25 protein-coding genes are annotated in these 26,931 nt (G+C 71.3%); 14 read left to right on the top strand and 11 right to left on the bottom strand.

All coding sequences use genetic code 11. From position 1 onward, the window contains the following. Positions 1-169: 169 nt before the first annotated feature. Positions 170-469: a DivIVA domain-containing protein gene (locus AB0K35_RS01330; RefSeq protein ID WP_363882822.1), complete on the top strand. Its 300-nt coding sequence runs from the start codon at positions 170-172 to the stop codon at positions 467-469. Further along, a complete protein-coding gene (locus AB0K35_RS01325; protein WP_238669503.1) occupies positions 466-717 on the top strand; it encodes a hypothetical protein in 252 nt (83 codons plus the stop codon). Before AB0K35_RS01330 ends, AB0K35_RS01325 begins: the two co-directional genes overlap by 4 nt. 137 nt (positions 718-854) lie before the next feature. Here AB0K35_RS01325 and AB0K35_RS01320 read toward each other — a convergent pair whose 3' ends face one another. From AB0K35_RS01320 to AB0K35_RS01305, 4 genes are read right to left on the bottom strand one after another with little or no spacing between them, the layout of a single operon-like run. Next, positions 855-1,085 carry a hypothetical protein gene (locus tag AB0K35_RS01320; protein WP_363882819.1) on the bottom strand — a complete coding sequence of 77 codons (231 nt, stop codon included), beginning with the start codon at positions 1,083-1,085 and terminating at the stop codon, positions 855-857. 3 nt (positions 1,086-1,088) lie between these two features. Beyond that, entirely contained in the window at positions 1,089-2,372 is a 1,284-nt protein-coding gene (locus tag AB0K35_RS01315) for a WXG100 family type VII secretion target (RefSeq protein WP_363882817.1), read from the bottom strand. After that, complete coding sequence (locus tag AB0K35_RS01310; protein ID WP_363882814.1) at positions 2,369-2,689, bottom strand: type VII secretion target; 321 nt, start codon at positions 2,687-2,689, stop codon at positions 2,369-2,371. The genes AB0K35_RS01315 and AB0K35_RS01310 overlap by 4 nt, the downstream gene beginning before the upstream one ends. Continuing rightward, positions 2,676-3,074, bottom strand: a complete 399-nt coding sequence (locus AB0K35_RS01305; protein WP_363882811.1) for a YbaB/EbfC family DNA-binding protein — start codon at positions 3,072-3,074, stop codon at positions 2,676-2,678. The genes AB0K35_RS01310 and AB0K35_RS01305 overlap by 14 nt, the downstream gene beginning before the upstream one ends. 208 nt (positions 3,075-3,282) lie before the next feature. Here AB0K35_RS01305 and AB0K35_RS01300 point away from each other — a divergent pair, with 208 nt between their 5' ends. Further along, positions 3,283-5,217, top strand: a complete 1,935-nt coding sequence (locus AB0K35_RS01300) for a Na+/H+ antiporter NhaA (RefSeq protein WP_363882808.1) — start codon at positions 3,283-3,285, stop codon at positions 5,215-5,217. Between the two features lie 485 nt (positions 5,218-5,702). Here AB0K35_RS01300 and AB0K35_RS01295 read toward each other — a convergent pair whose 3' ends face one another. Further along, entirely contained in the window at positions 5,703-7,103 is a 1,401-nt protein-coding gene (locus tag AB0K35_RS01295; RefSeq protein WP_363882805.1) for an MFS transporter, read from the bottom strand. Between the two features lie 68 nt (positions 7,104-7,171). On the opposite strand from AB0K35_RS01295, the gene AB0K35_RS01290 reads away from it, so the two are divergent. Together AB0K35_RS01290 and AB0K35_RS01285 are read left to right on the top strand one after the other, a co-directional pair. Further along, positions 7,172-7,783 (top strand): helix-turn-helix domain-containing protein, encoded by a 612-nt coding sequence (locus AB0K35_RS01290; RefSeq protein ID WP_363882802.1) that lies wholly within the window; start codon positions 7,172-7,174, stop codon positions 7,781-7,783. Positions 7,784-7,944: 161 nt separating this feature from the next. Continuing rightward, the gene (locus tag AB0K35_RS01285) at positions 7,945-11,973 is read left to right on the top strand and encodes a discoidin domain-containing protein (protein WP_363882799.1); all 4,029 of its coding nucleotides are present in this window, start codon (positions 7,945-7,947) and stop codon (positions 11,971-11,973) included. A gap of 54 nt (positions 11,974-12,027) precedes the next feature. Here AB0K35_RS01285 and AB0K35_RS01280 read toward each other — a convergent pair whose 3' ends face one another. After that, positions 12,028-12,723, bottom strand: a complete 696-nt coding sequence (locus tag AB0K35_RS01280) for an NAD(P)H-binding protein (RefSeq protein WP_363882797.1) — start codon at positions 12,721-12,723, stop codon at positions 12,028-12,030. A 65-nt stretch (positions 12,724-12,788) separates the two neighbouring features. On the opposite strand from AB0K35_RS01280, the gene AB0K35_RS01275 reads away from it, so the two are divergent. From AB0K35_RS01275 to AB0K35_RS01240, 8 genes are all read left to right on the top strand, one after another. Beyond that, a complete protein-coding gene (locus tag AB0K35_RS01275; protein ID WP_363882794.1) occupies positions 12,789-13,370 on the top strand; it encodes a TetR family transcriptional regulator in 582 nt (193 codons plus the stop codon). A gap of 150 nt (positions 13,371-13,520) precedes the next feature. After that, positions 13,521-14,732, top strand: a complete 1,212-nt coding sequence (locus tag AB0K35_RS01270) for an MFS transporter (protein ID WP_363882791.1) — start codon at positions 13,521-13,523, stop codon at positions 14,730-14,732. A 117-nt stretch (positions 14,733-14,849) separates the two neighbouring features. Beyond that, positions 14,850-16,526: an ABC transporter substrate-binding protein gene (locus AB0K35_RS01265; RefSeq protein WP_238669492.1), complete on the top strand. Its 1,677-nt coding sequence runs from the start codon at positions 14,850-14,852 to the stop codon at positions 16,524-16,526. 6 nt (positions 16,527-16,532) lie between these two features. Further along, the gene (locus AB0K35_RS01260; protein ID WP_238669491.1) at positions 16,533-17,489 is read left to right on the top strand and encodes an ABC transporter permease; all 957 of its coding nucleotides are present in this window, start codon (positions 16,533-16,535) and stop codon (positions 17,487-17,489) included. Continuing rightward, entirely contained in the window at positions 17,486-18,373 is an 888-nt protein-coding gene (locus AB0K35_RS01255) for an ABC transporter permease (RefSeq protein ID WP_091399349.1), read from the top strand. The genes AB0K35_RS01260 and AB0K35_RS01255 overlap by 4 nt, the downstream gene beginning before the upstream one ends. Then, entirely contained in the window at positions 18,370-19,386 is a 1,017-nt protein-coding gene (locus tag AB0K35_RS01250; protein WP_363882788.1) for an ABC transporter ATP-binding protein, read from the top strand. The genes AB0K35_RS01255 and AB0K35_RS01250 overlap by 4 nt, the downstream gene beginning before the upstream one ends. After that, positions 19,383-20,384: an oligopeptide/dipeptide ABC transporter ATP-binding protein gene (locus AB0K35_RS01245; RefSeq protein WP_112589347.1), complete on the top strand. Its 1,002-nt coding sequence runs from the start codon at positions 19,383-19,385 to the stop codon at positions 20,382-20,384. The genes AB0K35_RS01250 and AB0K35_RS01245 overlap by 4 nt, the downstream gene beginning before the upstream one ends. Beyond that, on the top strand, positions 20,381-22,171 hold the full coding sequence (locus AB0K35_RS01240; RefSeq protein ID WP_363882785.1) for a gamma-glutamyltransferase family protein: 1,791 nt from the start codon (positions 20,381-20,383) through the stop codon (positions 22,169-22,171). Before AB0K35_RS01245 ends, AB0K35_RS01240 begins: the two co-directional genes overlap by 4 nt. On the opposite strand, the gene AB0K35_RS01235 is transcribed toward AB0K35_RS01240, so the two are convergent. Continuing rightward, positions 22,168-22,848, bottom strand: a complete 681-nt coding sequence (locus AB0K35_RS01235) for a GntR family transcriptional regulator (RefSeq protein WP_167457549.1) — start codon at positions 22,846-22,848, stop codon at positions 22,168-22,170. The genes AB0K35_RS01240 and AB0K35_RS01235 overlap by 4 nt on opposite strands. Before the next feature lie 70 nt (positions 22,849-22,918). Between AB0K35_RS01235 and AB0K35_RS01230 the strand changes: the two genes are divergently transcribed. Next, positions 22,919-23,635, top strand: coding sequence for a YoaK family protein (locus AB0K35_RS01230; RefSeq protein WP_363882782.1), 717 nt, complete (start codon positions 22,919-22,921; stop codon positions 23,633-23,635). Between the two features lie 3 nt (positions 23,636-23,638). Here AB0K35_RS01230 and AB0K35_RS01225 read toward each other — a convergent pair whose 3' ends face one another. The 4 genes from AB0K35_RS01225 to AB0K35_RS01210 are packed head-to-tail and all read right to left on the bottom strand — an operon-like array spanning position 23,639 to position 26,884. Continuing rightward, entirely contained in the window at positions 23,639-24,265 is a 627-nt protein-coding gene (locus AB0K35_RS01225) for a response regulator transcription factor (protein ID WP_238669486.1), read from the bottom strand. Beyond that, on the bottom strand, positions 24,262-25,503 hold the full coding sequence (locus tag AB0K35_RS01220; protein WP_363882779.1) for a histidine kinase: 1,242 nt from the start codon (positions 25,501-25,503) through the stop codon (positions 24,262-24,264). Before AB0K35_RS01220 ends, AB0K35_RS01225 begins: the two co-directional genes overlap by 4 nt. A gap of 5 nt (positions 25,504-25,508) precedes the next feature. After that, positions 25,509-25,961 (bottom strand): ABA4-like family protein, encoded by a 453-nt coding sequence (locus AB0K35_RS01215; protein ID WP_238669484.1) that lies wholly within the window; start codon positions 25,959-25,961, stop codon positions 25,509-25,511. Then, on the bottom strand, positions 25,958-26,884 hold the full coding sequence (locus AB0K35_RS01210) for a hypothetical protein (protein ID WP_363882776.1): 927 nt from the start codon (positions 26,882-26,884) through the stop codon (positions 25,958-25,960). The genes AB0K35_RS01215 and AB0K35_RS01210 overlap by 4 nt, the downstream gene beginning before the upstream one ends. Positions 26,885-26,931 lie beyond the last annotated feature (47 nt).

Genomic DNA, 26,931 nt, shown 5'->3' with positions numbered 1-26,931 from the left:
CGGCAGAGCCTCAAGGCGGGAGGCTGATCTATAGCCCGGTCGAGTGACGCCGTACAGCAACCCTGCTGCCGTGCCGCTAGTCGAAGCCGCGGTGGCAGGCGGGGTGGGCCCGCGCGAGCGGTGTGAACAAGGCCCACCCCTTCCATCAAGGGAAAGGCAGGCAGAGCAGATGAGTGCCCGCAACGAACGACCGGCACAGGAGGTCGGAGCGACGTATCGCTCCTCGACGTACACCAGCCTGCTGCCATGGCAGGTGCGCGAGCGCCGCTTCGCACCGACCAGGCTCGGACGTCGCGGTCTGAACCCCGACGACGTGTACGCCTTCCTCGACCGGGTCGCTGGCGACATGGCCGCCGTCTACGCCGCTCTCGCCGAGAGCCGCCGCGAGACCGCCCGGATCAAGGCCGGGCTGCGTCGCTGGCAGACCGATCAGGCCCGCGCCCGCAACGAGCGGGGCCAGGCCCGATGAGCCAGCGGTACGTCATCCACCTGCCCGTCGTTGCCACCGACCTGCCTGCCGCGCAACGCCTGGCCCGGGTCATCGGCCGGTGGATGCTGGTGCTGCCGATGACCGACCCGGGGGAGACCACCGTCTCCGAAGAGGACCATCAGCTCGTCCGGCACCGGGTCTTCTGTGACCTGCGCATGCCAGGCGGCCGGCGTTGCCTGCTCCGTGACGGCCACGACGGTGAGTGCTCGCGCCGCCTGCGCCGGTGACCGGATCGGCCCGATGGAAGGCCAGGTCAGCAGCCGTGACGGCGTCGACGGGGCACAAGAGCTACCGGGGGAGGCATGCTGGACCAGATCCACTTCGAGGCCGAGTTGCCCGCCAACGCGCATGCGCGCCGACGGGTTCAGCTCGCAAACAACATCCTTGCCGGGAACTCGCCGCTGGATCGCCAAGCCTTCACGATCTTCGCCGTGATCGCACCGGCGGCCGAGTTGAATTCGCCATCTTCGACATGGGCGTCGAGAGTGGCTGGATCGATCGTGAGAATCCGGTCGAACTTGTCATCCAAACCGAACTCGTACCGGACCTCGCCCGCAGCAGCCTCGACGCGCCGGGCGGTCACCATCATTCCCATGCCCTAGCCTCCCATGTCGGCGTAGTCCTCGTAGGTCGGCCCGGGTATGGACGATCCCCAGTCGGACACCTGGTTGGCGGCAAGATGCGCCTCACGGTATGCCGCCTGCGGATGTGCCCGGTAGTAATGCAACTCCGCCAGTTCGTGCTCTAGCAGAGCGTGATCCTCGGGCAACGGGTTGCCTCGGCGCAAGCGTAACCATGCCTCAGCCATGGGAGCGCTCGGATCATATCGTTGATGGATGACTCCGCCCGCGTAGTCGTCCATCGGGTGCTCGTCAAAGAAGATGTGCCGACGGATCTGTTCTATGTCCTCCCGCGAAAACCCGCGGGAACCGTCGAGGCGGGGGACCTCCGCGACCTGGCGAGCTATGAGGTCAACATCATCCTGCCTACGGATGGCGTCGTAGGCATCCTCTGCCCAACGGTCCTGCCGTCCATAGTCCGCAAGATCACGAGGCCGTGTGGTGTGGCCGCCATGAAGGCCCTGTGGCCCCTCTCCCGAGCTTCCCGACCGCGCAGGCGGCGAGTCGCGCAGCCGGCCCAGCGCCTGCTTGAGTTTCTCGATGAGGTCGCCGAGCCGGCGCATCTCCGGAATCAGCCGTCGCAGGCTGGTCAGCAGCCCTCGCAGCAACCGCGCGATCCGCGCCCCCCACGACGCCACCAGGGTCGTCACCTGCTCCACCACCAGCGGCGCGGCCAGTCCGCCGGTGATGAGGAGTTCGCCCGCGTACACGATGATGCGGGAGACGCAGGTGGCGATGGCGTCGCGGACCAGGAGCCGGACGGCGGCCACCAGGCCGGCGGCGCCTTCGGTGATCGTGGCCATGGTGTCGGCGCCCTGGGCGAGGCCGCTGATGGCCTGGCGCTGTTCGTTGGCCCAGGCCCGGTAGGCGGGTCCGGCACTGCCGCCCCAGCCGGCGACGTCGGTGCGGACGGCGCGGGCCAGTTCGGCGGCGTCGTCGCGGAGCGACCCTGCGACGTTGCGCCAGGTCTGGGCGTGTGCGGTGATCTGCGCGGGGTCGCCGGCGAGCCAGTCCAGCGCCTCGCTGAGCGGCTTGACGTGTTCGATGAGCCAGGCGATCCCGTACTGGAGCAGGGCGCCGACCGGGTCGGAGACGAACGCGAGAGCGTCAAGGCTGGCGCTCACGACGCCGATGCTGCCGTCGATCCAACTGCCGTTGCGGACGCCCTGGGCGATGAGTTCGATGTCCTCGCAGATCCACACGCCCGCCCAGGCGCTGGGCGGGGTGTCCACAGCGGCGGCGACGAGCGGGTTGGCCGTCACGGGCGCTGCCGCACTCCGTCGAGCAGGTGCTTGGCGTGGGCGTCGGACTCTCGGTACCGGTCCGCGCCGACCCGCAGCCTGCCGGCGGTGTCCCGCACCGATGCGGCGGCGCCGCCGATGCCGTCGACAAGGGTTCGTTGCAGGCCGTCGAGCAGCACCGGCATCATCGCGCAGAGCTGCCCGTAGGCGTCGGTGCCCAATCGGACGTGTTGGCCTGCCTGCTGGGCGGTGTCGAGGCTGCTGGCGCAGCGATCGAGGCGTGCGGCGTGGGCGGTCAGGTCGTCCGGGTCGACCTGGATGCCGTCACCGGCGGGCATCGGTCGATCCCTGGTCGGGGAGAAGCCGGCTACGGTACGAGTCGACGATGGCCTGGGTGCTCGGGTCGTCGCCCAATGACTGCGTGGCTGCGTCGCTGACCTGTCGGAGCAGGTCGGCACGCGCGGCAGTGGTGGTCTCCAGGATCTGTCGGGCGGTGTGCGCCGCGGGTTGTTGCCGGATGCGCTCGTCGAGCCGTAGGTCGATCAGTAGGCCGGCCGAGTCGACTGTGACGTCGACAGTCCGATCGGCATTGTGGGCGGCGCCGGTCAATTCGCGCATCGTCGCCGACAGCGTTTTCGCGCGTTCCGCCCGCTCGGCGAGCGATGACTCCCACTCGTCGAGTCGGCGCTCCGCCGCGTCCAGCGCAGCGTCGTCCGCCCACATGTCGACCCTCCCCGGGGGACCACTGCCGGCGGCAACCGGCGGGACATCACCGGCACGCTACCAACCGGTCGCCCTGCGTGCATGCCCTCGGGGTGAACGCCAAGGACGTTGCGCCAGGGGCAGCGAAGCGGGCACAGGAGTGTCGCCTTCGCTGAGGAGGAGTGGCAATCCGAACCACGTGACGGTCAGGTCGACGAAGATTGTCCCCGTGACGAGCGACAACACGCAGCGGGGGTGGTCCGCCCGAACCATCTGGGACAGGCGGTTCGACGCTCCGCTGCGCGCGTTCCTGCGTACCGAGACCGGCGGCGCGCGGGTGGTGCTGATCGCCGCGGTGGCGGCTCTCGTCTGGGCCAACCTGCACGTGTCGTCGTACGAGTCGGTCTGGAGCACGTCTCTGTCGGTCCGGCTCGGCGACTGGCAGGTGGAGCATGACGGGCGTACCTGGATCAACAGCGGCCTGATGACGTTCTTCTTCCTGGTCGCGGGGCTGGAGTTGCGCCGCGAGTTCGACATCGGTGAGCTGCGGGAGCGGCGTCGCCTGGCGTTGCCGATGTTGGCCGGGGTCGGCGGCATGCTGGTGCCGATCGCGATCTACCTCGCCATCAACGCCGGGCACACCACGGCGGCGGGCTGGGGCGCGGTGATGGCCACCGACACGGCGCTCGCGCTCGGCGCGCTGGCCGTCTTCGGGCCACGCTTCTCGGAACGGCTGCGGGGTTTCCTGTTGACCGTCGCCGTCGTCGACGATGTGGTGGCGATCGCGGTGCTGGCCATCGCGTACCCGCATCACCCCTCGCTGACGGCGCTGGTCATCGCGGCGGCGATTTTCGGCGTCGTACTGCTCGTCCGGGGCCTCGGGGTGCGGTTCGGCCCCGTCTACGCGCTGCTCGGGGTGGCGGCCTGGCTCGCCGTCTCGATGTCCGGTGTCGACCCGGTCGCGGTGGGCCTGGTGATGGGGTTGCTGAGCTACGCCTACGCTCCCGGCCGAGGCGACCTGCAGCGGGCCAGCGACCAGTTTCGCCTCTTCCGGGAACAGCCCACCCCGCAACTCGCCCGGATGGCCCGGGCGGGGCTCACCTCTGCGCTGTCGCCGAACGAACGGTTGCAGACGCTCTACCACCCGTGGGCGAGCTACGTGGTGGTGCCACTCTTCGCGCTGGCCAACGTCGGCATCGTGATCGACGGCGACCTGCTGGCCAGGGCCGTGACCTCTCCGGTCACGCTCGGGGTCGTGCTCGCGTACGTCGTCGGCAAGCCGGCCGGGATCGTGGCCACAGCGTGGTTGGTGACCCGGCTCAGCGGCAACCGCTTCCGGCCGCCAGTCGGTTGGGTTGCCGTCGTGGGCGTCGGCACGATCTCCGGCATCGGGTTCACCGTCGCGCTCCTGATCGCCACCCATGCCCTGAGCGGCCCAGCCCTCGACGAGGCGAAGTTCGGCATCCTCGTGGCGACGTTCGGCGCGTCACTCGTCACCTGGCTGGTGTTCCGCTCCGTCGGACGGCTCTCGCCAGCGCGGCGGACCCGCGCGCTGTTGGGCGTCACCGAGGGGATCGTCGACCTGATGCTGCCGGTCGACGGGGATCGCGACCACATGCGGGGGTCGCTTGAGGCGCCGGTGACTGTGGTGGAGTACGGCGACTTCGAGTGCCCCTACTGCGGGCAGGCCGAGCCGGTGGTCCGGGAGTTGCTGGCGGACTTCGCCAACATCCGGTACGTCTGGCGGCACCTGCCGCTCACCGACGTCCACCCCCATGCCCAACTCGCCGCCGAGGCCGCCGAGGCGGCGGGGGAGCAGGGCGCGTTCTGGGAGATGCACGACCTGCTGCTCGCCCACCAGGACGCGCTCAACCCCACCGACGTGCTCGGTTACGCCGAACAGCTCGGCCTGGACCTGGACGGGTTCCGGGAGCACATGGTGAAGCGTATGGGCGTGGACCGGATCGCCGAGGACGTCGACTCCGCCGACCTCAGCGGCGTCACCGGCACCCCGACCTTCTTCATCAACGGCCGGCGGCACCACGGCGCGTACGACATCACCGCGCTCTCGGCGGCGGTGAAGTCGGCGTTCGCGAGCGCGAAGCTCCGCCCCGAGTACCACCCTCGGGATCCCGGCCGCCGCGAGGGCGGGCCGGCGAGCTGACCGACGGGCACCGCGGTCGGTGCCGCCACGACCGCGGGTACGGGTGGACGCCTCGCTCACCCGCCGGCGGTCGCGGCGCCGTCGCTGGATCAACGGGGTCCGCCGCCGTGACCTCCGATCCGCCGCGGCGTCGCGGGGTGCGGAGGTGTTGGTCGGCTCCTTTGGAGCTGAATCGTTTGCGACATCACCGACGGGGCGGCGCTGCCGGCTGCGGGTTTGCAGCCGGGAGGCGGAAGCGGCAGGCATTCGGTCTGATTCGTTTGCGGCATCAGCTCCAAAGGCAGCGCGCCACAGCCCAGCCCCCACAGCCCAGCCCCCACAGCCCAGCCCCCACAGCCCAGCCCCCACAGCCCAGCCCCACAGCCCAGCCCCAGAGCTCAGCCCCAGAGCCCAGCCCCACAGCCCAGGGCCGTGCAAGCCGGGGCCCGGCAGCCAGGGTCCCGGCAGCCCCGCCGCAGCCCTCGCGGCCCAGGCGCCGCGGGCGGTCAGGTGACCGGGAGGGCGGCCAGCCGGTGGGCGCGGCGGCCCGCGACGGCCACGACGATCGCGAGGGCCAGGGCGATCAGGAAGAAGACGTCCGCGCCGGTGAAGGCCGCATGGAAGCCCGCCGTCGGGTCGGTGGCGGAGCTGGCACGGGTGTACGCGATGGTGAGGATCGCGATGCCGAGTGAGCCACCGAGTTGGTGGGCGACGTTGACGAGGCCGGACGCGGCGCCGGCGTCCTGCGGTTCGACTCCGGCGACGCCGCCCTGGGTCATCAGGATGATGGCGAGGCCCTGGCCGATTCCGATCACCAGCAGGGGCAGCAGCACGTCCGGGAAGTAGCTGGAGCCGGTCGAGATCCGCGACAGCCACGCCATGCCGACCAGCGCGACGACGAGGGCCGCCACCAGCAGGACAGGCCGGCCGAGCCGGTTCTGCAGGGGCCGGATGGCGTACACCATGGCGAAGAACATGCCGGTGATGGGCACGTACGCGAAGCCGGTCTGGAGGGCGCTGAGGTGCAGGACCTCCTGGAGGTACTGGCTGAGGAAGTAGAAGGTGGAGAAGGTCGCGCCGACGATGAGGATCCGCCCGGCGTACGCTCCGGAGCGCTCCAGGCTGCGGAAGAGTCGCAGTGGGGTGATCGGCTGCGGTGCCCGGTGTTCGATCAGCGCGAAGGCGCTCAGGAGGATGACGCCGAGGCCCAACGGGACAACGGTGCCCGGTGCGCTCCAACCGGTCGCGGCGGCCTGGATGAAGCCGTACACCAGGGCGGTCATGCCGCCGGTGGAGGTCAGCGCCCCGCCGAGGTCGAACGTGCCGGCGCGGCGTTCGGTCTCGACCAGGAACCGTGGGGCGAGCAGCGCGATGGCGATGCCGATCGGAACGTTGACGAGCATTCCCCAGCGCCAGGAGAGCAGGTCGGTGAAGACGCCGCCGATGACGATGCCGACGCTGCCGCCGGCGCCGATGACCGCGCTGTAGAGGGCGATCACTTTGGCTCGGGCCCCTGGTTGGGGGTGGTCGGCGACCAGCAGCGCGAGCGTGGAGGGCACCGCGAGCGCGGCGGCGAGACCCTGCACGACGCGGGCGGTGATCAGCCAGCTGCCGCTCTGGGCGAGGCCGGCGGCGAGGGACGCCGCGGTGAACACTGTGATCCCGGCGAGGAAGACGCGGCGGCGGCCGAGCAGGTCACCGGCTCGGGCGCCGAGCAGGAGCAGGCCGCCGAACGCCAGAACGTAGGCGTTCTGCACCCAGGAGAGCCCGGACTGGGAGAAGCCGAACTGCCGCTGCACGTGCGGCAACGCGGTCGTGATGATCGAGGTGTCCAGCGTCATCATCAGCTGCGAGCCGAGGATGAGCGCCAGGGCGATCCCGCGTCGGGAAGCGGGAGTCGGGGACATGGTCCGCCTTCTTTCGGGGCTAGACTGATAGGAGACCTCCGAATAAGTGGAGGCGCACTATCACTCTAGTGATAGTCGCCCTCCGGTTGCTAGCGCTGGGAGACATCGGCATCGTGACGGCCCTCACCCACCTGCGCGTGGCCCGCCCGCACCGGGCCGACGCCGCCCGCAACTACGACGCGATCCTGGAGGCTGCCCGGGTCGCCTTCGCCGAGCAGGGCGCGCAGGCTCCGCTGGAGGAGGTCGCCCGCCGGGCCGGAGTGGGCATCGCGACGCTCTACCGCAACTTCCCGACCCGGGAGGTGCTGATCGAGAACGTCTACGTCACCGAGGTCGAGGCGGTGTGCGCGACGGCCGGGGAGGCCGAGGGGCTCGCTCCCCGCGACGGCCTGTACGCGTGGCTGCGGCGCTTCGTGGAGTACATCGGGGCGAAACAACCCCTGGCCGCCGGCCTGAACCGGGAGTCCACCGCCTACCTGGAGTGTCGGCGGGCGCTCTACGCCGCCGGTGGGCCGCTGCTGGATCGGGCCCAGCGGGCTGGCGAGGTGCGCGCCGACGTGACGATCGACGACGTCATGCGCCTGGCCAGCGCCATCGCCTCCGGGCACTTTCCCCGCGCCGACCAGCGCGATCACGTGCTCACTGTCGCCCTGGACGGGCTGAGTACGCAGCCGGAGTGACGAACCCCGCGCGTCGATGTCCGAAGTGGAACAGTCGCGGAACGTGTTCGGGGAATCACGATGGACTCGGGACCTTGACTCTCGGGAAACATCGGGCCACCATCTGACAACGTTGTCACAGACCCCCGCCATCTGACAACGTTGTCATGTCTGGAGGCAAGATGTCCGAGCCATCGCCGATCTCACGGCGTACCTTCCTCTCCGCCGGCGCGACGCTGCTGGCGTCGGTCGGGGTGACCGCTGCCCTCCCGGACGCCCTCGCGTCCGCCGCCGTGCCGGCGCCGACCGCCACCCCCACCGACCTTGCCCGGTACCGCCCGGTGACGGTCTCCTCGACCGACTACGCGCCGACGCCGGCCACCTTCGCCGTGGACGGCCTGCCGCAGGTGGGCGTCCGGGGGAGTGGATGGCGCGCCGCCAACGGCGATCCACAGTGGATTTCGGTGGACCTCCAGGCGCTGTGCCGGATCGAGGCCGTCTCCCTGGTCTTCGAGGCCACCCTCACCGACGGGCCGTTCGACGGCAACTACACCGACACCGACGGTGACGAGATCCTCTCCAGCGCCGCCACGGCGTACCGGATCGAGGTCTCCACCGACGGCAGTGCCTGGCGGTCGGTGTACGAGACCAGCGAGGGCCAGGGCGGCACGCAGACCATCAAGCTTCCCGAGCCGGTCACCGCCCGGTGGATCCGGATGACCGCCACGAAGCGCTCGAACAGCAACCCGGTGGGCCTCAACGGCTTCCAGGTCTACGGCGTACCCCTCGCGGGCCGGCCGAAGGCCGAGGGATGGACCAGTTGGGAGGGTGGCAACACCGGCCCGGCTCCCGAGCTGAGGGTCGCCGCCGACGGCACTGTGCCGCTGGAGTCGGGCTGGTCGTTGACGATGGACGACTTCGCCGGCACCGCCGACGGCGCCGAGCTCTCCCGCGCCGGCGTCGACGTCCGGTCCTGGCTGCCGGCGACGGTGCCCGGCACCGTGCTGGGCACCCTGGTCGAGCAGGGCCACCTGCCCGACCCGGTGGCCGGCTTCAACAACATGCGCATCCCGGAGGCACTGTCCCGGCACACCTGGTGGTACCGGCGCGCGCTGCGACTGCCGCGCGACCTGGACACCTCGGCCGGCCGACGGATCTGGCTGGAGTTCGACGGGATCAACCACGAGGCGACAGCCTGGGTCAACGGCGTGCAGGTCGGCAGCGTCAAGCACCCGTTCGCGCGGGCTGCCTTCGACATCACCGACGCGTTGGCCGGTCACCGCGGCGAGCACGTCCTCGCCGTCCGGGTCACCCCGATGCCCCACCCGGGCACCCCCGGCGACAAGGGCCCCGACGGTCGTACCTTCCTCCAGTCGGCCCACCACTACCTTGACGCGCCGACCTACCTGGCGGTGTCCGGGTGGGACTGGATGCCGGCCGTCCGTGACCGGGTCACCGGCCTCTGGGACCACGTCCGCCTGCGCAGCACCGGCGCCGTGGTCATCGGCGACCCGCACGTGCAGACCACGCTGCCCGACCTGCCCGGCACCGACACCGCCGAGGTCACCATCCGGGTGCCGGTCCGCAACGCGGCGGCCAGCGCCACCACTGTCACCGTCCGCGCGGAGTTCGACAAGGTACGCGTCGAGTCCACGGTGACCGTCCCCGCCGGCGGGAGCACCACAGTCACCTTCGCACCGGAGCGCTTCCGCGCGCTGCGGCTGCGCAACCCCCGGCTCTGGTGGCCCAACGGCTACGGCGACCCCCACCTGTACGACCTCACGCTCACCGCCACCGTGAAGCGCTCGGTGAGCGACCGGCGTGCGCTCCGCTTCGGTGTCCGCGAGTTCGCCTACGACTGGCACCAGCCGATCGTCATCTCGCCGCCCGGAAAGCCCGCGTTGGAGTTCGTCGACGGCGCGGCGACCCAGACCGTCACGTTCGACCGGCAGCACGCCCAGCACGTACGCATCCAGGCCGGCCAGCGCGCCACCGGTTGGGGAATCTCGATGTTCTCGCTGTCGGTGGCCGACGGCGCCGGCCCGGATCTCGCCCTGCGCCGCGACGCCACCGCGTCGTCCTCGGAGAACGACGGCAACGGGCCCGGCAAGGCCGTGGACGGCGACGCGACGACCCGCTGGGCCTCGCAGGCCGAGGACAACCAGTGGATCCAGGTCGACCTCGGCGCGGCGGTCGACTTCGACCGGGTCACCATCGTGTGGGAGCAGGCGTACGCGCTGGACTACCGCGTCCAGGTCTCCGCCGACGGGGACGCCTGGACCGACGTGACGTCGGTCAGCAACGACACCCCGCTGGGCAGCCGCGCCACCCAGGTCGAGACGTTCGCCAGCCAGACCGCCCAGCACCTGCGCATCCAGACCGGCGCGCGGGTGACCTCGTGGGGCGTGTCCATGTGGGCGCTCTCCGTGCAGCGGCAGGCCGAGCCGGACGTCGACCTGGCCCTGGGCGCAACCGCCACCGCGTCGTCGTCCGACAGCGACTCGAACGGCCCGGACCGGGCCGTCGACGACAACCCCCGCACCCGCTGGTCGTCGACGTTCGAGGACAACCAGTGGATCCAGGTCGACCTCGGCGCTCCGGTCAGCTTCGACCAGGTCAGCATCGTCTGGGAGCAGGCGTACGCCCGCGACTTCGTCATCCAGGTCTCGGCCGACGGGCAGCGGTGGACCGACGTGAAGTCGGTCAGCAACGCCGTCACCCAACTCAAGATCAGCGTGAACGGTGTGCCGGTGTTCGCCCGGGGCGGCAACTGGGGCTGGGACGAGCTGCTGCGTCGGGTGCTGCCCGACCGGCTGGCCGACACGGTCGAGATGCACCGCGACATGAACTTCACGATGATCCGCAACTGGCTCGGCAGCAGCAACCGCGAGGAGCTGTACCAGGCCTGCGACGAGCAGGGCATCCTGGTGTGGAACGACTTCTGGCAGGCGGGCGCGTTCCTGCCCAACCCGCCCGGTTACGTCGACATCGCCGCCGACACGATCCGGCGGTTCCGCCACCACCCGAGCATCGTGGTGTGGTGTGGCGCGAACGAGGGTGACCCGCCGCCGATCGTGGACGCCGGGCTCAAGCAGGCAGCGGCCACCGAGCACCCGGAAATCCTCTACATTCCCAACTCGGCCGGCGGCATCGTCAGCGGTCACGGCCCGTACCACTGGGTGGAGCCGGCGACGTACAACAACAGGAACACCTACGACACTGGCGCGTTCGGTTTCCACACCGAGATCGGCATGCCTGTGGTGTCGGTGGTCGAGAGCATGCGCAACCTCGTGGGTGACGCGCCGCAGTGGCCGATCGGTGAGGTGTGGAACTACCACGACTGGTCGACCATCGGTAACCAGCGTGTCGGCACGTACCAGGCGGCGATCGACGCGCGGCTCGGTGAGTCCGCCTCGCTCGACGAGTTCGCCACAAGGGCGCAGTTCGTCAACTACGAGAGCCACCGCGCGATGTTCGAGGCGTGGAACGCCAACCTGTGGCAGGACGCCACCGGTCTGCTGCTGTGGATGTCGCACCCGGCGTGGCACAGCACGGTCTGGCAGACCTACGACTACGACCTCGACGTGAACGGCGCCTACTACGGGGCCCGCAAGGGGTGCGAGCCGGTGCACGTCCAGGCCGACCCGGGCACCTGGCAGGTCCGGGTGGTCAACCACACCGCCGCGCCGCTCAGCGGGGTCACGGTGAGCGCCCGACGCTACGACCTGAGCGGCAGGTCGTTGGGCTCGGCCCAGCGTCAGCGGGTGGACGTGGCCCGCTCGGCCACCACGGCGGTCTTCCCGCTCGCCGCTCCGGACGGCGGTGGGCTGCACCTGGTGCGACTGGAGCTGCGGGACGGCCGGGACCGGCTGCTCGCGGAGAACACCTACTGGCGCTACGACAAGGCCGAGCAGGTGCGGGCGCTCAACGACGTGCCGAGCACCCGACTGTCGACGTCGTCGAGCACCGTACGCGTCGTGGACGGGCGCAACACCGTCACCACGACGGTCCGTAACCAGGGTCGTACGGTCGCCGCCCTGGTACGGCTCGCCGTGCGCGACCAGCGCGGTGAGCGGGTCCTGCCGGCCCGCTACGACGACAACTACTTCTGGCTCCTGCCGGGGGAGAGCCGCGAGGTGCGGATCTCCTGGCCCGCCCGGTCGGGCCTCGCCCGCCAGGTCACGGTGACCGCGCAGGCGTACAACTCCTAGGGGTACGCGGTGGGAAGCGGCGCGGTGCGGGCCGCTTCCCACCGGCGGGGAGGGTCACTTCTTCTTCATGACGGCTTCGCGCCAGATCAGACCGGCGATGCTCGGCCTCACCTCGGTGGTGATCACCGCCATCGCCCGCCGGACGTACCGGTCATCGGTCAGCTGCGCCACCATGCTCGCCGCCAGGTCCGCGCGCGCCGTGAACAGGCCGTCCGCGACGTCCTGCGCCACCTCGTAGCGGGTGACGGTCGGGTGGTCGAACAACCCGGACGGCCGGGTGATGGTCCAGTCCAGGTCGCTGTCACGAACGAGGGACTCCATCCGCCGCATGTCCTCGTGCGCGGTGCGGCCTGCCCTGCGGTTGAACAGCGGGTCCAGCACGTTGTTGAAGAAGAACTCGCCGGTCGGGCGCCAGGTGGGGTCCAGCACGCTGGAGCTGACGGTGATCAGGCGCTTGATCCCGTGGCGGTGCATGGCGGCCATGATGTTCGCGTTGCCCCGGGAGTAGACGGTGATCGGCCTCGGGGTGAGGGGGACGCCCAGGCTGGACAGGACGGCGTCGCCGCCGGCCACGGCCCGGTCGACGGCGTCGGGGTCCGTTACGTCCGCGCTGACCACTGTGAGGCCGGGGCGGGGTTGAATGGCGTGCGGGCGGCGGGTGACCGCGACGACCTCGTGGCCGGCGGCCAGGGCCTGCCCGGTGATCTGACGGCCGGTGGGGCCGTTGGCGCCGAAGACGACAGTGCGCATGTGTTCGCTCCTCGCTGGGGGTTGACGCCGTTGACCGTGCCAGCGGGGGAGAGCATTATTCAACCGTGTTGAATAAAACGCGGGGTCGGCCCCGCGGCAACCCCGACACCAAGGCCCGCATCGCCGAGGCCGCCCGCGAGCTGTTCCTGAAGCACGGTTATCCGGGCACGACGGTTCGGGCCATCGCCGCCGCCGCTGGCGTCGACTCGGCGTTGATCAGTTACCACTTCGGCTCCAAGCAGGGCCTCTTCAGTCAGTCGCTGAACCTGCTGTGCGTCGATCCCACCGCGCTCGACCAGGCTCTGCGGGGCGACCGGGACCAGCTGGCCGACCGCCTGCTCGACTCGGTCACCGGCCTGTGGGACGCCACCGGGCCGGTGCAGAGCCGGATGGCGGTGCAGGATGACGACACGATGCGCGCCCTGCGGGACTACCTGGACGGTGAGCTACGCCTCCGCATCGCTGAATTTCTCGGCGGGCCCGACGCCACGCGACGCGCCACCGCCGCTGTCGGCGTGCTCGGTGGGCTGATCTTCACGCGTTACCTGAACCCGATCCGTTCGATCGGTGGGCTCTCACCGGTCGACGTCCGGCGGGTCTTCGGGCCGGCGCTGCGTGTAGCCCTGTCCGGCCGAGCCCTGGGCTGAGCGCGCGGCCACCTGATCTGGTCGTTTCGGGCTGTTACCGCATCTCCGCCAAGGTCGAGACCCATGCTGTACGCGGGCAGGGAGCCGCGACTCGGAGGGTGCGGGAGTCGGCGGCGCGCAGGCAGGGGTCCGATCCCGGGGAGACTGGTCATGTCCGACGCGAGCCGCGCCGGGGGCGCGACGCCTCGGTCGACGTCCGGCGCGGTGCGGGTCGCGTTCGCGTTCTGGATCACGCTCGTGGGCACCACGGTGCCGACGCCGCTCTACCCGCTCTACGAGGAGGAATTCGGCTTCGCGTCGTTGACAGTGACAGTGGTCTACGCGCTGTACGCGCTGGGAGTCGTCGTCGGGCTGCTGGTCTTCGGTCGGCTCTCCGATCAGATCGGTCGACGCCCGGTCATCCTCATCGCGCTGCTGCTCTCGGTCGCCGCCGACGCCGTGTTCCTCGCCGCCGTGGACCTGGCGATGATCATCGTGGGTCGGATCCTCGCCGGGCTGTCGGCCGCGCTGATCATCGGCACGGCGACGGCGGCGTTGGCGGAGCTGATCGACCCTCGGCACCCGAAGCGTGCCGCCACCGTGTCGATCTTCGCGAACCTGGGCGGCCTGGCCACCGGCACCCTGCTGTCCGGGATCGTGTCGGACGTGGCACCCGAACCGCTGCGGCTGCCCTGGGTGATCGTGCTGATCCTGGCGTTGATCGCGATCGTTGCGCTGCGCGGGGTGCCGGAGACGGTCCGGGAACGTTCGCCGGTGACGGTGCGGGTGCAGCGGTTGTACGTGCCGGCGAGCATCCGCGGCGCCTTCGTCCGCTCGGCGATCACCGCTGGCGCGGGCTTCGCCGCCCTCGGGGTGCTCACGTCGGTGAGCGGGCTTTTCCTCGGCATGGTCCTGCACGAGACCTCACACACCCTGGCCGCGCTCGTGGTGTTCGTGGCGTTCACCGGCGCGGCGTTCGGTCAGCTGCTGACCCGGGTGTTGTCCTCGCGCGCCGCGCTGGCCAGCGCCTGCGTCGGTCTGGTGGTGGGGGCGGGCCTGCTGGCGTTCAGCATGTGGATGGCGTTGCTGGCGACGCTGCTGATCAGCGCGGCGATCATCGGGGTCGCGTCCGGGGTGGCGGTCGGCGACGGCATCGCGACGATCACGATGAAGACCGAACCGCGGCACCGGGCCGAGACGGTGTCGACGTTCTTCGCCATCCTGTTCGCCATGCTCGGTGTGCCGGCGGTCGGGGTCGGTCTGCTGATCCAGACGATCGGGCTGCGCCCGGCCGGCGAGGTCTTCAGCGTGGTGGTGGCGGTGCTCGCGCTGGTCGTCCTGCTCAGCCTGGTTCGGGGCGGCCGGACCCGGCCCGCGAGCTGATCACCGGCCGGGCCTGTTCAGGGTGCCCGGGGTGCCTGGCGAGCCATTCACTGAGGTCTTGCGGCGGTCATCGTATACAACATACGCTCCCCGAATCGCCCACTCGAGGAGCTCTCCATGACGAACCTCTCCGTCCGCGACACGAACCTGCCCCGCCGCCGGGTGCTCCGGGCCGCCGTGGCGGCGGCCGCCGTCGTCTGCACGGTCGTCGCCTGCTCACCGGTGTCCAAGAACGACGGCGGCGACCCGTCCGGCGGCGACCAGGCGGCGGGCCAGGATTCCTTCGGCACGCCCGCCGACCCCGCCGCCGTGAAGCAGGGCGGCAAGCTGGTCATCGCCCTCTCCGCCGAGCCCGACGCGCTGGACCCGACACTGTCGAGAAGCCTCTACTCCCGCTACGTCTTCCAAGCCATGTGCCAGAAGCTCTACGACGTCAACGAGCAGGCGCAGGTCGTACCGCAGCTCGCGACGGCCCTGCCCACCACGAGCGGCGACGGCCGGACGGTGACCATTCCGCTGCGGCCCGGCGTGCGTTTCGCCGACGGCACGGCGTTCGACTCGGCGGCGGTGAAGGCGACCCTGCAACGCCACCTCACCAACGAGCGGTCGGCGCGTAAGAGCGAACTCGGTCCCATCGACGGCGTCGACACCCCGGACGCGCAGACCGTCGTCCTGCGGCTGAAGCAGCCGTTCGCGCCGCTGCTCGGGGCTCTCGCCGACCGGGCCGGCATGATCATGAGCGCCAAGGCGTTGCAGAGCCTCGGCGACGACTTCGCCTCGGCGCCGGTCTGCGTCGGCCCGTTCAAGTTCGCCAAGCGGGTGCCGCAGAACTCCATCGAGGTGGTGCGGGACCCCAACTACTACGACGCGAGCAAGGTGCACCTGGACGCCATCTCGTGGCGGATCCTCACCGACGCCAGCATCCGCGCCGCCAACCTGCGCTCCGGCGACGCCCAGGTCGCCGACTCCGTCTCCACCCAGGACGTCGCCTCGCTCCGGCAGGACGCGGCGCTTACCGTCCTCCAGTCACAGTCCCTCGGCTACCAGGGCCTGACCATCAACGTCGGCAACGTCGACGGTGTCGGCACCGCCCCCAAGCCGATCAACCGCCCCCTCGCCCAGAACGCCAAGGTGCGGCAGGCCTTCGAGCACGCGATCGACCGCAAGGCCCTTGTCGACGCGGTCTTCAACGGCGTGCACACCGCCGCCTGCTCGCCCATCTCACCCGCCAGCCCGTTCTCGTCGCCCGAGGCGCAGACCTGCCCGGCGCACGACCCCGCCAAGGCCAAGCAACTCCTCACCGAGGCCGGCGTGCAGACGCCGTACCCGGTCTCGATGCTCGCCTCGAACACGCCCGACACGCTGCGCCTCGCCCAGGCGTTGCAGTCCATGGTCAAGGACGGCGGGTTCGACCTGAAGATCAACCCGGTGGAGTACTCGTCGCTCCTCGACGAGCAGGACCGTGGCAACTTCGAGCTGCTGCAGCTCGGCTGGAGCGGGCGGATCGACCCGGACGCCAACATCACCAACTTCGTCGGCACCGGCGCCAGCCAGAACGTCGCCGGCTACAGCAACCCGCAGCTCGACACTCTGCTGACCCAGGCCCGGCAGGCCGGCGACGTCGAGGAGCGCAAGAAGCTGTACGGGCAGGCGGTCACGCTGCTTCAGCAGGACGACGCCCTGATCTACCTCTACCGGCAGCGCAACCTGACCGCCGTCAGCAAGCAGATCCAGGGCCTGCAGGTCTACCCGGACGGCGTGATCCGGGCGGCCTTCGCCGGCTTCGGCAAGTAGGCAGTAGTGGCCCGCTATCTGCTCACCCGCGCCTGGCAGTCGGCGCTGACCCTGCTGATGTCGACGATAGTGGTCTTCGTCGGCGTACGGGCGCTGCCCGGCGACCCGGCCCTCGCCCTGGCCGGCGAGGACCGGTCGCCGGAGGCCCTGGAGGCCATCCGGCGGCACTACGGGCTGGACCAGCCGCTGCCGGTGCAGTTCGCCCAGTACGTGGAGCGCATGGCACAGGGCGACTTCGGGGTGTCCATCCGCACCGGCACGCCGGTCTCGTCGATGCTCACGACCGCCCTGCCGGTGACAGTCGAGCTGTCCGTCCTGGCGATCCTCATCGCGGCGGCGCTGGGCGTCGGCGCCGGGGTGCTCGCGGCGGTCCGTCGTGGACGCCCGGCGGAATGGCTCGCCAACGGCCTGGCCCTGATCGGCCTGTCGGTGCCGCACTTCTGGCTGGGGCTGCTGGCGATCCTCTACCTGTCAGTGGCGACCGGGCTCTTCCCCGCCTCCGGCTTCGTGCCGATCCTGGAGGACCCCGTGGACAACCTGCACCACATCGTCCTGCCGGCCGTGATCCTCGGCACCGGCCTGGCCGCCATCATCATGCGGCAGACCCGGTCGGCGATGCTCGACTCCCTCTCCTCCGACTACGTGCGGACGGCGAAGGCGAAGGGGCTGCGACCGCGCGCCGTCATCACCCGGCACGCCCTGCGCAACAGCCTCATCGTGGTGGTGACCGTCGTGGGTCTCCAACTCGGCGGGCTGATCTCGGGCGCTGTCGTCACCGAACAGATCTTCGGGCTGCCGGGCTTCGGCAAGATGACGATCGACGCGGTGTTCCAACGGGACTACCCGGTGATCCAGGCCGTCGTCCTGCTCACCGCGGCTGCCTACATCGTGATCAACTTCTTCGTGGACCTGCTCTACTCGGTCATCGATCCACGCATCCGGGTGACGGGAGATCCGGCATGACCGTCCTCACCGTACCGATGGCGGAGACCGGCACCGCCAGCATCACCCGGCGTACCCGGGTGCTGCGGCGGCTGCGGCGCAACCCGCTCGCCGTGGTGAGCTTCGTCGTGCTCGCGCTGGCGGGCGTCATCGCGCTGCTCTCGCCCTGGCTCGCGCCCTATTCGGTCGACCAGACCGACTTCGCCCGTACGTTCGCGCCTCCGGGCACCGCCGGGCACCTGCTGGGCACCGACGACCTCGGTCGGGACGTCCTCTCCCGCATCATGCTCGGCGCGCGGGCGTCGTTGCAGGTCGGACTCCTGGCGGTGGCCACGTCACTGGTCATCGGGGTGCCGCTCGGGCTGGCCGCCGGCTACTTCCGGGCCTGGGACGCGGTGATCTCACGCTTCACCGACCTGCTGCTGGCGTTCCCGTTTCTGATCATGGCGGTGGGGTTGGCGGCCATCCGGGGCGCCAGCCTCGGCAACGCCGCGGTGGCCATCGGCATCGCCCAGATCCCCGGGGTGATCCGGGTCGTCCGCTCGGACACGCTGCGCCTCAAGTCGCTGGACTTCGTAGCGGCGGCCGTCGTGGACGGCGCGAGCGACCTGTGGGTGCTGGCCCGGCACATCCTGCCCAACGCGACCTCGGTGATCCTGGTGCAGGCCACTGTCGCCATCCCGGCCGCGATCCTCGGCGAGGCGGTGCTGTCCTTCCTCGGCCTCGGCATCCAACCCCCGGCGCCCAGTCTGGGCACCATGCTGGCCACCGCCCAGCAGTTCGCCGCCCGCGCACCGTGGGCCGCCGTCTTCCCCGGCGTGGTGATCATGGGTCTGGCGCTGGCGTTCAACGTCTTCGGTGACGCCCTGCGCGACGCCCTCGACCCGAAGGGAGACCGGCGATGACCACCGCCTCCGCGCCCGTGTTGGAGATCCGCGACCTGTCGGTGTCGTTCCCGACCGAGACCGGCACCGTCTCGGCGGTCGACGGGGTCAGCCTTGACCTCGCAGCCGGGGAGATCGTCGGGATGGTGGGCGAGTCGGGGTGCGGAAAGAGCGTCACAGCGATGAGCCTCGCCGGGCTGCTCCCGGGCAGCGCCCGGGTCACCGGGTCGGTCCGCCTGGACGGCACCCAACTGGTCGGGGCCCGCGAGTCGGCACTGCGCCGGGTCCGGGGCCGGGAGATCGCCTACATCTTCCAGGAGCCGATGACGTCGTTGAACCCGGTGCTCAGCGTCGGGCGGCAGATCGGGGAGGTGCTCCAGGTCCACGAACGAATGTCCCGACGGGCGGCGCGGGCCCGCGCCGTCGAACTGTTGACGCTCGTCGGGATCCCGTCCGCAGCCCAGCGGGTCGACAGCTATCCGCACCAACTCTCCGGTGGCATGCGCCAGCGCGTGATGATCGCGATGGCGGTGGCCTGCGGCCCGAAGGTGCTGGTGGCCGACGAGCCGACCACCGCGCTGGACGTCACCGTCCAGGCCGGCATCCTCCAGGTGCTGCGGGACCTGCGCGACCGGCTCGGCACGAGCGTCCTCATCATCACCCACGACCTCGGCGTGATCGCCGACATCGCGGACCGCGTCGTCGTCATGTACGCGGGCCGGGTGGTGGAACGGGCGCCGGTGGACGACCTGTTCGCCCAGCCCCGGCACCGGTACACGGCCGGGCTCCTGTCGGCGTCACCGCAGCCGGGCCGGCACGCCGGCACCGACCGGTTGACCGAGATCCCCGGGCTGGTGCCCGTTCTGGCCAGCCAACCCGACGCCTGCACCTTCGCGGATCGCTGCCCGGCCGCCGACGAGCAGTGCCGGGCCGCCGCCCCGCCGTTGGAGGACGTCGGTGGCACCGACCATGTCGCTGCCTGTTGGCACCCCTGCGCGACGGCACCGACGGCAGCTCAGGAGGCGAACCGATGACACCGCAGCCGAACGCCCTGGAGATCGCGGACCTGGTGATGCACTTCGGCCCGGTGCGTGCCGTGGACGGGGTGTCACTGACCATCCCGCGAGGCCGGGTCACGGCCCTGGTGGGCGAGAGCGGTTCCGGGAAGTCGACAGTGGGCCGATGCGTGGTGCGGCTCGTCGAGCCGACAGCGGGAACCGTCCGGATCGCGGGCACCGACGTCACCCACCTGTCCCGACGGCGGCTGCGTCCCCATCGCGGCGCGGTGTCGATCGTCTTCCAGGACCCGGCCGCGTCACTGGACCCGCGCATGCTGGTGGGCGAGATCGTGGCCGAGCCGCTGCGGCTGGCCGGCAAGCGGATCTCCCGGCGCGAGCGGGACGCCCGCGTCGCCCCCCAACTCGAACGGGTGGGCCTGCGCGCCGAGGTGGCCCGCCGCTACCCCCACGAGCTGTCCGGCGGGCAACGCCAACGCGTCAGCATCGCGCGGGCCCTGATCTCCGAGCCCATGTTGCTCATCGCCGACGAACCCACCAGCGCGCTCGACGTGTCAGTGCAGGCGTCGGTGCTCAACCTCCTCGCCGACCTGCAACGCGACATCGGGTTCGCCTGCCTCTTCATCACCCACGACCTGTCCGCTGTCGAGTACCTGGCCGACGACATCGCTGTCATGTACCTCGGTCAACTGGTCGAGACCGGCAGCCGCGAGCGGATCTTCGCCCGCCCCGCACACCCGTACACGCAGGCGCTGCTCTCCGCCGCGCCGGTGGCCGACCCGGTGCGTCAGCGCCACCGTCAGCCGGTGCTGCTCGGCGACGACCTGCCGTCCGCGCTCGACCCGCCGTCCGGCTGCCGGTTCCGGACCCGGTGCCCGCTCGCCTTCGACAGGTGCGCGACGGAGGTGCCGGCGCAGACCGCCATCGGCGACGGCATGGCCGCGTGTCACCTGGTCCGGCCGGACGGCACCGGTCCCGACGTTCGTACCGCAGATCCCAGTGAGGTGTTGTCATGACGTTCACCACCCGACCCACGTTGCAGGGCACCTTCGGCATGGTGTCCTCCACCCACTGGCTCGCCAGCCAGTCGGCGATGGGCATCCTGGAACGCGGGGGCAACGCCTTCGACGCCGCGGTCACCGCCGGTTTCGTCCTGCACGTCGTCGAGCCGCACCTGAACGGGCCGGGCGGCGAGGTGCCGGCCATCGTGGCCACCGCACGGGACCCCCGACCGAAGGTGCTGTGCGGGCAGGGCCCGGCCCCGGCCGGTGCCACCATCGCGCACTTCCGGTCCCTCGGAATGGACCTCATCCCGGGCGCCGGGCCGCTCGCGGCGGCCGTGCCCGGCGCGGTGGACGCCTGGCTCCTGCTGCTGCGCGAGCACGGCACGCTCACCCTCGCCGAGGTGCTGGAGCCGGCGATCGGCTACGCCGCCGCCGGGCACCCGCTGGTGGGCCGGGTCGGTGACACGGTGGCGGCCGTCCGGTCGTTGTTCGAGGAACACTGGCCCACCTCCGCCGCGCTCTGGCTGCGCGGCGGCCGGCCACCGGCCGCGGGGGAGTTGGTCACCAACCCGGCGTACGCGGACACCCTGCGCCGACTCGTCGAGGCGGGACGGGCGGCCGGCGCCGACCGGGAGGCCCAGATCGAGGCCGCCCGCCGGGCCTGGAGCACGGGTTTCGTCGCCGAGGCGATCGACGCGTTCAGCCGGCGGCCGTTCCAGGACTCCAGTGGCCGCCCGAACGCCGGGCTGGTCACCGGCGACGACATGGCCGCGTACTCGGCGAGCTGGGAGACGCCCGCCACCCTCGACTGGCACGGCTACTCGGTGGCGAAGACCGGTTTCTGGGGTCAGGGCCCGGTGCTGCTGGAGTCCCTGGCCACCCTGGACGCGCTCGACGACCCGGGCGCGTACGACCCGGCGACCGCGGCGGGCGTGCACGCCCAGGTCGAGGCGCTCAAGCTCGCCTTCGCCGACCGGGAGGCCTGGTACGGCGACGGGGCCGACGTGCCCGCCAAGGCGCTGCTCTCGCCGCAGTACGCCAGGGAACGGGCCGCCCTGATCGGCGATCGCGCGTCGGCGGAGTTGCGGCCGGGGCACCCGGACGGGGCGCAGCCGCGCCTGCCCGCCCACGTCCGACCCGGTGCCGGTCGGCGTACCGGGCCGACGGATGCCACGACGGGAGAGCCGACGGTCCAGTCTGACGGGGTCACCCGGGGCGACACCTGTCACGTGGACGTGGTCGACCGGTGGGGCAACATGATCTCCGCTACGCCCAGCGGCGGCTGGTTGCAGAGTTCCCCGACCATCCCGGAACTCGGCTTTCCGCTGGGCAGCAGGTTGCAGATGTTCTGGCTGGAGGAGGGGCTCGCCTCGTCGCTGGCGCCGGGCCGCCGCCCGCGTACGACGTTGAGCCCGACGATGGTGCACCGCGACGGCGAGCCGGTGCTGGCCTGCGGCACCCCCGGTGGCGACCAGCAGGACCAGTGGCAGTTGCCGTTCCTGTTGCGGCACCTCGTCGGTGGGCAGAGCCTTCAGGAGGCCATCGACGCGCCGGCGTGGCACACGGTCAGCCTGCCGGGGTCGTTCTACCCCCGCGACATGGAGCCCGGTGTCCTGGTGGTGGAGGACCGGCTCGACGAGGGCGTGCTGGCGGCCCTGCGGGCGTACGGACACGAGGTGCGGGTCACCGACGGGTGGAGCCTCGGTCGGCTCTGCGCGGTGACCCGTGATCCGGCGACGGGCGTGCTGGCGGCCGGTGCGAACCCCCGGGGGATGCAGGGCTACGCGTGCGGTCGTTAGCGGGCGCCGTAGCCGCCTTCGGCGTTCTCGTACGCCGCTGCGGATGCCGCGTCGAGGTGGTCGAGCGCGGCCCGCTCGGCGCGGTCACCGTCGCCCGACTCGATGGCGTCGACGAGTTGGATGTGCTCGGCCCACGAGTGTGGCGCGCGTTCGGCCGCGCCGAGCCGGAAGACCCACTGGACATGGAGGTAGAGCGACTTGGCGATCGACGACAGCCAGGGGTTTCCGCTGATCTGGAGGATGCGCAGGTGCAGCGTGCTGTTCAGTTCGGCGACGCGGGCCAGGTCGTGGCGCTGCGTCGCCTCGCGGCCCTGGTCGAGCAGGGCGCGCAGGGACGCCACGTCGGCCGCTGTGGCCCGCTCGGCGGCCAGCCGGGCGGCCAGTGTCTCCAACCGCTGGCGCACGGCGAACATGTCGGTGATGGTCCCGCTGCTCGGTGAGGCGACGACCGCTCCCCGGCGGGGGAGGATCACGACGAACCCCTCCGCCTCGGCGACGCGCAGCGCCTCCCGGACGGGGTTGCGGGAGACGCCGAAGTCCTCGGCGAGCCGGTCCTCGGTCAGCCGTTCTCCGGGAAGGTAGTCGCCGTCGATGATGGCGGTCCGCAGCGCGGCGAGGACCTGATCGCGTAGCGGCAGGTGTTGCGCGCCGAGCTTGTCCCGTAGGTCTTCAGCCACCTGGTTGCCTCTCCGTGAACGTGTCCGGACAAAGTGTATACGAAGAACAATTATTGGAAGGTGGCCGACAGTGTCGAGCACAGCGCCCCGCGTCACCCACCCCCACGTCGCCCCGCGCCGAGACGAGCGCCTGCTGCGGCGACGGCAGGCCCTGGTCGTCGTTCTCACCTTCCTCACCGGGAGCGCCGACGCTCTCGGTTTCCTCGCCCTCGGCGGCGCCTTCGCCAGCGTGATGACCGGCAACATGGTCCTGCTCGGGCTCTCGGCCGGCCGGGGCGAAGCCGACCTGGCTCTGACGTCGGGCTGCGCCATCGCCAGCTTCATCGTCGGTGTCCTCGCGGGCGCCCGCGTCGTCGGCTCGGCACAGCCCGACGATCCGGTCTGGCCCCGGCGGGTCACCTGGGCGCTGGTCCTGGAGCTGTCGGTGTTCGTGGTGTTCGCCGTCGTCTGGGAGGTCACCCTGCACACCCCCGACGCGGCTGTCCACCTGGCGTTGCTGATGCTGTCAGCGGTCGCGCTGGGCGTGCAGAGCAGCGCGATCCAACGCTTCGGGGTGTCCGGCCTGTCCTCCACGTACCTGACCGGCACGCTCACCAGCCTGATCGCCGGGGTCGCCGCCCGCAGCCCGTGGGCCACCCTGCGCCCCAAGGCCCAGGTGCTGCTGGCCCTCATGGTCGGCGCGGCGGTCGGCGCCCTTGTCGCCGTGCACCTGCCGGTCGTCGCCCCGGCACTGCTGATCGTGCCGCTGGTGCTCGTCATCGCCGTGTCCGCGCGGATGCGGGCGTGAGCGTCAGACGCCGCGAGCGAACAGGGCCAGGCGTACCCGGTTCGGGCTGTCGGTCTTGGTCATCAGGCTGGTGATGTGGGTCTTGACGGTGGTGACACCGATGTGGAGCTGGTCGGCGATCTCGGTGTTGGACAGGCCCTCGGCGACCAGGTCGAGCACGTCCCGTTCCCGGGCGGTCAGGCCCGGCAGGGCCGGCGGTGACCCCGGGCGGGCGTGCACCGCGCGCTGCACGAGGCGACGCAGCACCTCCGGACTGAACGGGCTGTCACCGACGGCGGCCCGGCGGATGCCGTCCAGCAGCTCGGTCGGGGGCGCGTCCTTGAGCAGGAACCCGCACGCTCCCGCGGTCAGCGCGGGGTAGAGGTGGTCGTCGTCGCCGAACGTGGTCAGCACCAGGACTCGGGTGGCGGGGCGTTCGGCGAGGATCCGGCTGGTCGCGGTGATCCCGTCGACACCGGGCATCCGCAGGTCCATGACGACGACGTCGGGGAGCAGCCGCCCGGCCAGCGGAATCGCCTCCCGGCCGCTGTCGGCCTCCCCGACGACCTCGATGTCGGGCTGGGCGTCGCAGAGCATGCGCAGCCCGGCCCGGATGAGGTGCTGGTCGTCGACCAGCAGCACCCGGATCACGCCGGCTCCGGCGCGGGCGACCCGGCCGGGGCCTCCCGCTCGCGGGGCACCGACCCGACCGGCGCGGCGGCGGCCACTGCCGGAAGGACGGTCCGTACCCGCCATCCGGTGCCGGTCGGCCCCGCCTCCAACCGGCCGCCGAGGACCTCGACACGCTCGCGCATCCCGGTGATGCCGTGGCCGCCACCGACCGGCACGCCCGCCGGCACCCCGTCGCGCCCGTTGTCGGTGACCTCCCAGTGCACGGAGCCGTCCCGGACAGCGACCACGAGATGCGCGAGCGCCGACGTCCCCGCGTGTTTGGCCACGTTGGTCAGCGCCTCCTGGGTCAGCCGCAGCACCGCCATGCCGCGCACCGCGTCGAGTGAACCGATCGCCGGGTCGAGATCGGCCTCCACAGTGACACCCGCCTGCCGGGCCCGGTCGATGGACGCGCCGATCGCCGCCGGCAGCGCGGACGGTTCGATGGCGGTCAGCGCCGCGTCGCCGCGTACCCCGTCGGGGTTGCGCAGCACCGCGACCAGCCGGCGCAGTTCCGCGAGGGCCGCGGTGCCGGTGCCGTGCACGTCGTCGAAGACCTCGCCCACCCGCGGGTCCAGGTCGGTGAGCACGTGCCGGGCCACGCCGACCCGCAGCACCATCGACGCCACATGGTGCGCGACGACGTCGTGCAACTCGCGGGCGATGGCGCTGCGTTCGTCGGCGCGGGCCGCGCGACTCTCCGACTCGTGCTGGCGTTGCTCGGCCACCGCCCGCTCCACGGCCTGCCGACTCAGCTCCCGGTTGGCGCGGATGACGAGGCCGAGCAGCACCGGCACACCGACCTCCAGGGCCAGGCCGACGACGCCCGAGGCGACCTGGCCGACCGGGTCGCCGACCGAGTCGGTCAGGTCCACCACCACCAGCAGCACGGCGGACAGCCAGATGGTCCGGGGGCGGCGCGCCCGCATGGTGATCTCGAGCAGTGCCCAACTCGCGCCAACCTGGTTGATGGTGAAGTCGTCGACCAGGCAGATCGCGACAGTCAGCAGGGCGGCCTGCGCCACCAGGTTGACCACCGGCCGACGGTGCGCCGCCAGCGCCACGGCGAACGCGAGCACCGCGAGGATCCACTGTGGTGTCGTGGGCGTGCTGGTGGAGTGCGGAACGAAGAGCAGGTAGCACAGCCCGCTGAGATCGAGCAGCACCATCCGCACGAGGGTGTCCCGCACGTCGAACAGTCGCCCCGGCCAGCTCACGGTGGTCAGCCTAGGTGCTGCGGGCCGGTGGCGACGGCCGCCGGCCGCCGCCACCGGGTCCGGACCGCGAGGTACGCGGCCAGACCGAGCGGTCCGAGCAGGATGGTCAGCAGCAGCACCGGAGCCATCACCAGCGCCGGCACCCCCCGATCGCGGCTGTCCAACCACGCCCACCGCCCGACGAACAGATCGAACGCGATCATGTGCGCCCAACCCGCCGCGGCCCCGTCGGAGGTGCCGAGCAGGTCGCGCACCCCGGCCAAGGTCGGCGACCCCACGGCCGGCAGCACGTCGCCGAACGCCGGCAGCACCAGCAGCGCGTAGATCACCACGACCGGCGCCACGATCAGCGGCGAGGCGATGATCCGGGCGGTCCACGACCAGCGCGGCAGCAGGATCATCAGCGCCCAGAACGGCGCGGCCACCGCGAACGTCAGGGAGAACAGCGTCGCGGTCACGCGGCCAGCGCCAGTTCCGGGCGACGTCGGCGGGCCAGCACCAGGCCGGTGGCGCTCGCCGTCGCGACCACCAGTGCCGCGAGCGCGGCGAGCGTGACGGCGTCCGGCCGCAGCAGCGGTTGTTCGCGCAGGGCCTGCCAGGTCAACAGCACTGTGAGTACGCCGTACGCGCCGCCCGCGACGACCAGCAGCCGGGCGCGGGTGCGCTCGTCCAACCGCGTCGCGAACCGGCTCAGCAGGATCGCCAGGATCGGCAACGCCTGAAGGGCGTGCAGCCCCACGAAGTGCCCGATCCGCAGGTCACCGCCCGTGGTGCTCCAACCGACGACGGGCAACCCCGGCCCACCGTCGGGCACGCCGACGCTGTGCGCCCCACCGATCCCCTCGATCCCCGGGTCCTGCATCGGCAGCGCCATCGGCACCGCCGCGAGCATGCCCAGCAGGGACAGGCCGAGCCCCCATCCGACGGCGGTTGCGGCGACCCGATCGGGGATCCGCTGGATCAGGACCACGATCCCGATGACGAGGTGCGCGAAGAACAGCACCATGATCGCCGCCCCCATCGCCGCGAACAGCGCGGTGTTCACCGGGGTGCTGTCGTTGAAGTGGCTGGTCTGCCCGCGGATCACCTGACCGACGATCACCGCGTTCTCGACGACCGCCACCGCGACGATGACGACGACCGCCCTCTCGACGGCCCGGCTGCGTCGCGGCAGCAGGGAGAGCATCCAGGCGAGCGTGGCGCCGTACAGCACAAACGACACGGCGAACTTGAACGGCTTGAGCCAGATCGGCGCCCCGGTCAGGACGCGCGAGTCGACGAGGATGCCGACCACGGTGATGACGGTGAGCACCGCCATCACGGATACCAGGAACATCAGCGGGCGGTTCCAGCGCGCCGCCCGGCGCACAACGGTAGTCATGTCTGTAGATGGTCGTAGCCGCGTCCGCCGATCGCGTCCGACCCCGA

It is taken from the genome of Micromonospora sp. NPDC053740 (assembly GCF_040677775.1).
GTDB classification, from domain to species: domain Bacteria; phylum Actinomycetota; class Actinomycetes; order Mycobacteriales; family Micromonosporaceae; genus Micromonospora; species Micromonospora alfalfae.
This window is presented reverse-complemented; position numbering and strand designations above follow the sequence as displayed.

Excerpts from the sequence above, each read along its gene's own strand:
- AB0K35_RS01330 (WP_363882822.1), top strand. The coding sequence starts at position 170 with ATGAGTGCCCGCAACGAACGACCGGCACAGGAGGTCGGAGCGACGTAT.
- AB0K35_RS01325 (WP_238669503.1), top strand. The coding sequence starts at position 466 with ATGAGCCAGCGGTACGTCATCCACCTGCCCGTCGTTGCCACCGACCTG.
- AB0K35_RS01320 (WP_363882819.1), bottom strand. The coding sequence starts at position 1,085 with ATGGGAATGATGGTGACCGCCCGGCGCGTCGAGGCTGCTGCGGGCGAG.
- AB0K35_RS01310 (WP_363882814.1), bottom strand. The coding sequence starts at position 2,689 with ATGCCCGCCGGTGACGGCATCCAGGTCGACCCGGACGACCTGACCGCC.
- AB0K35_RS01305 (WP_363882811.1), bottom strand. The coding sequence starts at position 3,074 with ATGTGGGCGGACGACGCTGCGCTGGACGCGGCGGAGCGCCGACTCGAC.
- AB0K35_RS01295 (WP_363882805.1), bottom strand. The coding sequence starts at position 7,103 with ATGTCCCCGACTCCCGCTTCCCGACGCGGGATCGCCCTGGCGCTCATC.
- AB0K35_RS01285 (WP_363882799.1), top strand. The coding sequence starts at position 7,945 with ATGTCCGAGCCATCGCCGATCTCACGGCGTACCTTCCTCTCCGCCGGC.
- AB0K35_RS01280 (WP_363882797.1), bottom strand. The coding sequence starts at position 12,723 with ATGCGCACTGTCGTCTTCGGCGCCAACGGCCCCACCGGCCGTCAGATC.
- AB0K35_RS01270 (WP_363882791.1), top strand. The coding sequence starts at position 13,521 with ATGTCCGACGCGAGCCGCGCCGGGGGCGCGACGCCTCGGTCGACGTCC.
- AB0K35_RS01265 (WP_238669492.1), top strand. The coding sequence starts at position 14,850 with ATGACGAACCTCTCCGTCCGCGACACGAACCTGCCCCGCCGCCGGGTG.
- AB0K35_RS01255 (WP_091399349.1), top strand. The coding sequence starts at position 17,486 with ATGACCGTCCTCACCGTACCGATGGCGGAGACCGGCACCGCCAGCATC.
- AB0K35_RS01250 (WP_363882788.1), top strand. The coding sequence starts at position 18,370 with ATGACCACCGCCTCCGCGCCCGTGTTGGAGATCCGCGACCTGTCGGTG.
- AB0K35_RS01245 (WP_112589347.1), top strand. The coding sequence starts at position 19,383 with ATGACACCGCAGCCGAACGCCCTGGAGATCGCGGACCTGGTGATGCAC.
- AB0K35_RS01240 (WP_363882785.1), top strand. The coding sequence starts at position 20,381 with ATGACGTTCACCACCCGACCCACGTTGCAGGGCACCTTCGGCATGGTG.
- AB0K35_RS01210 (WP_363882776.1), bottom strand. The coding sequence starts at position 26,884 with ATGACTACCGTTGTGCGCCGGGCGGCGCGCTGGAACCGCCCGCTGATG.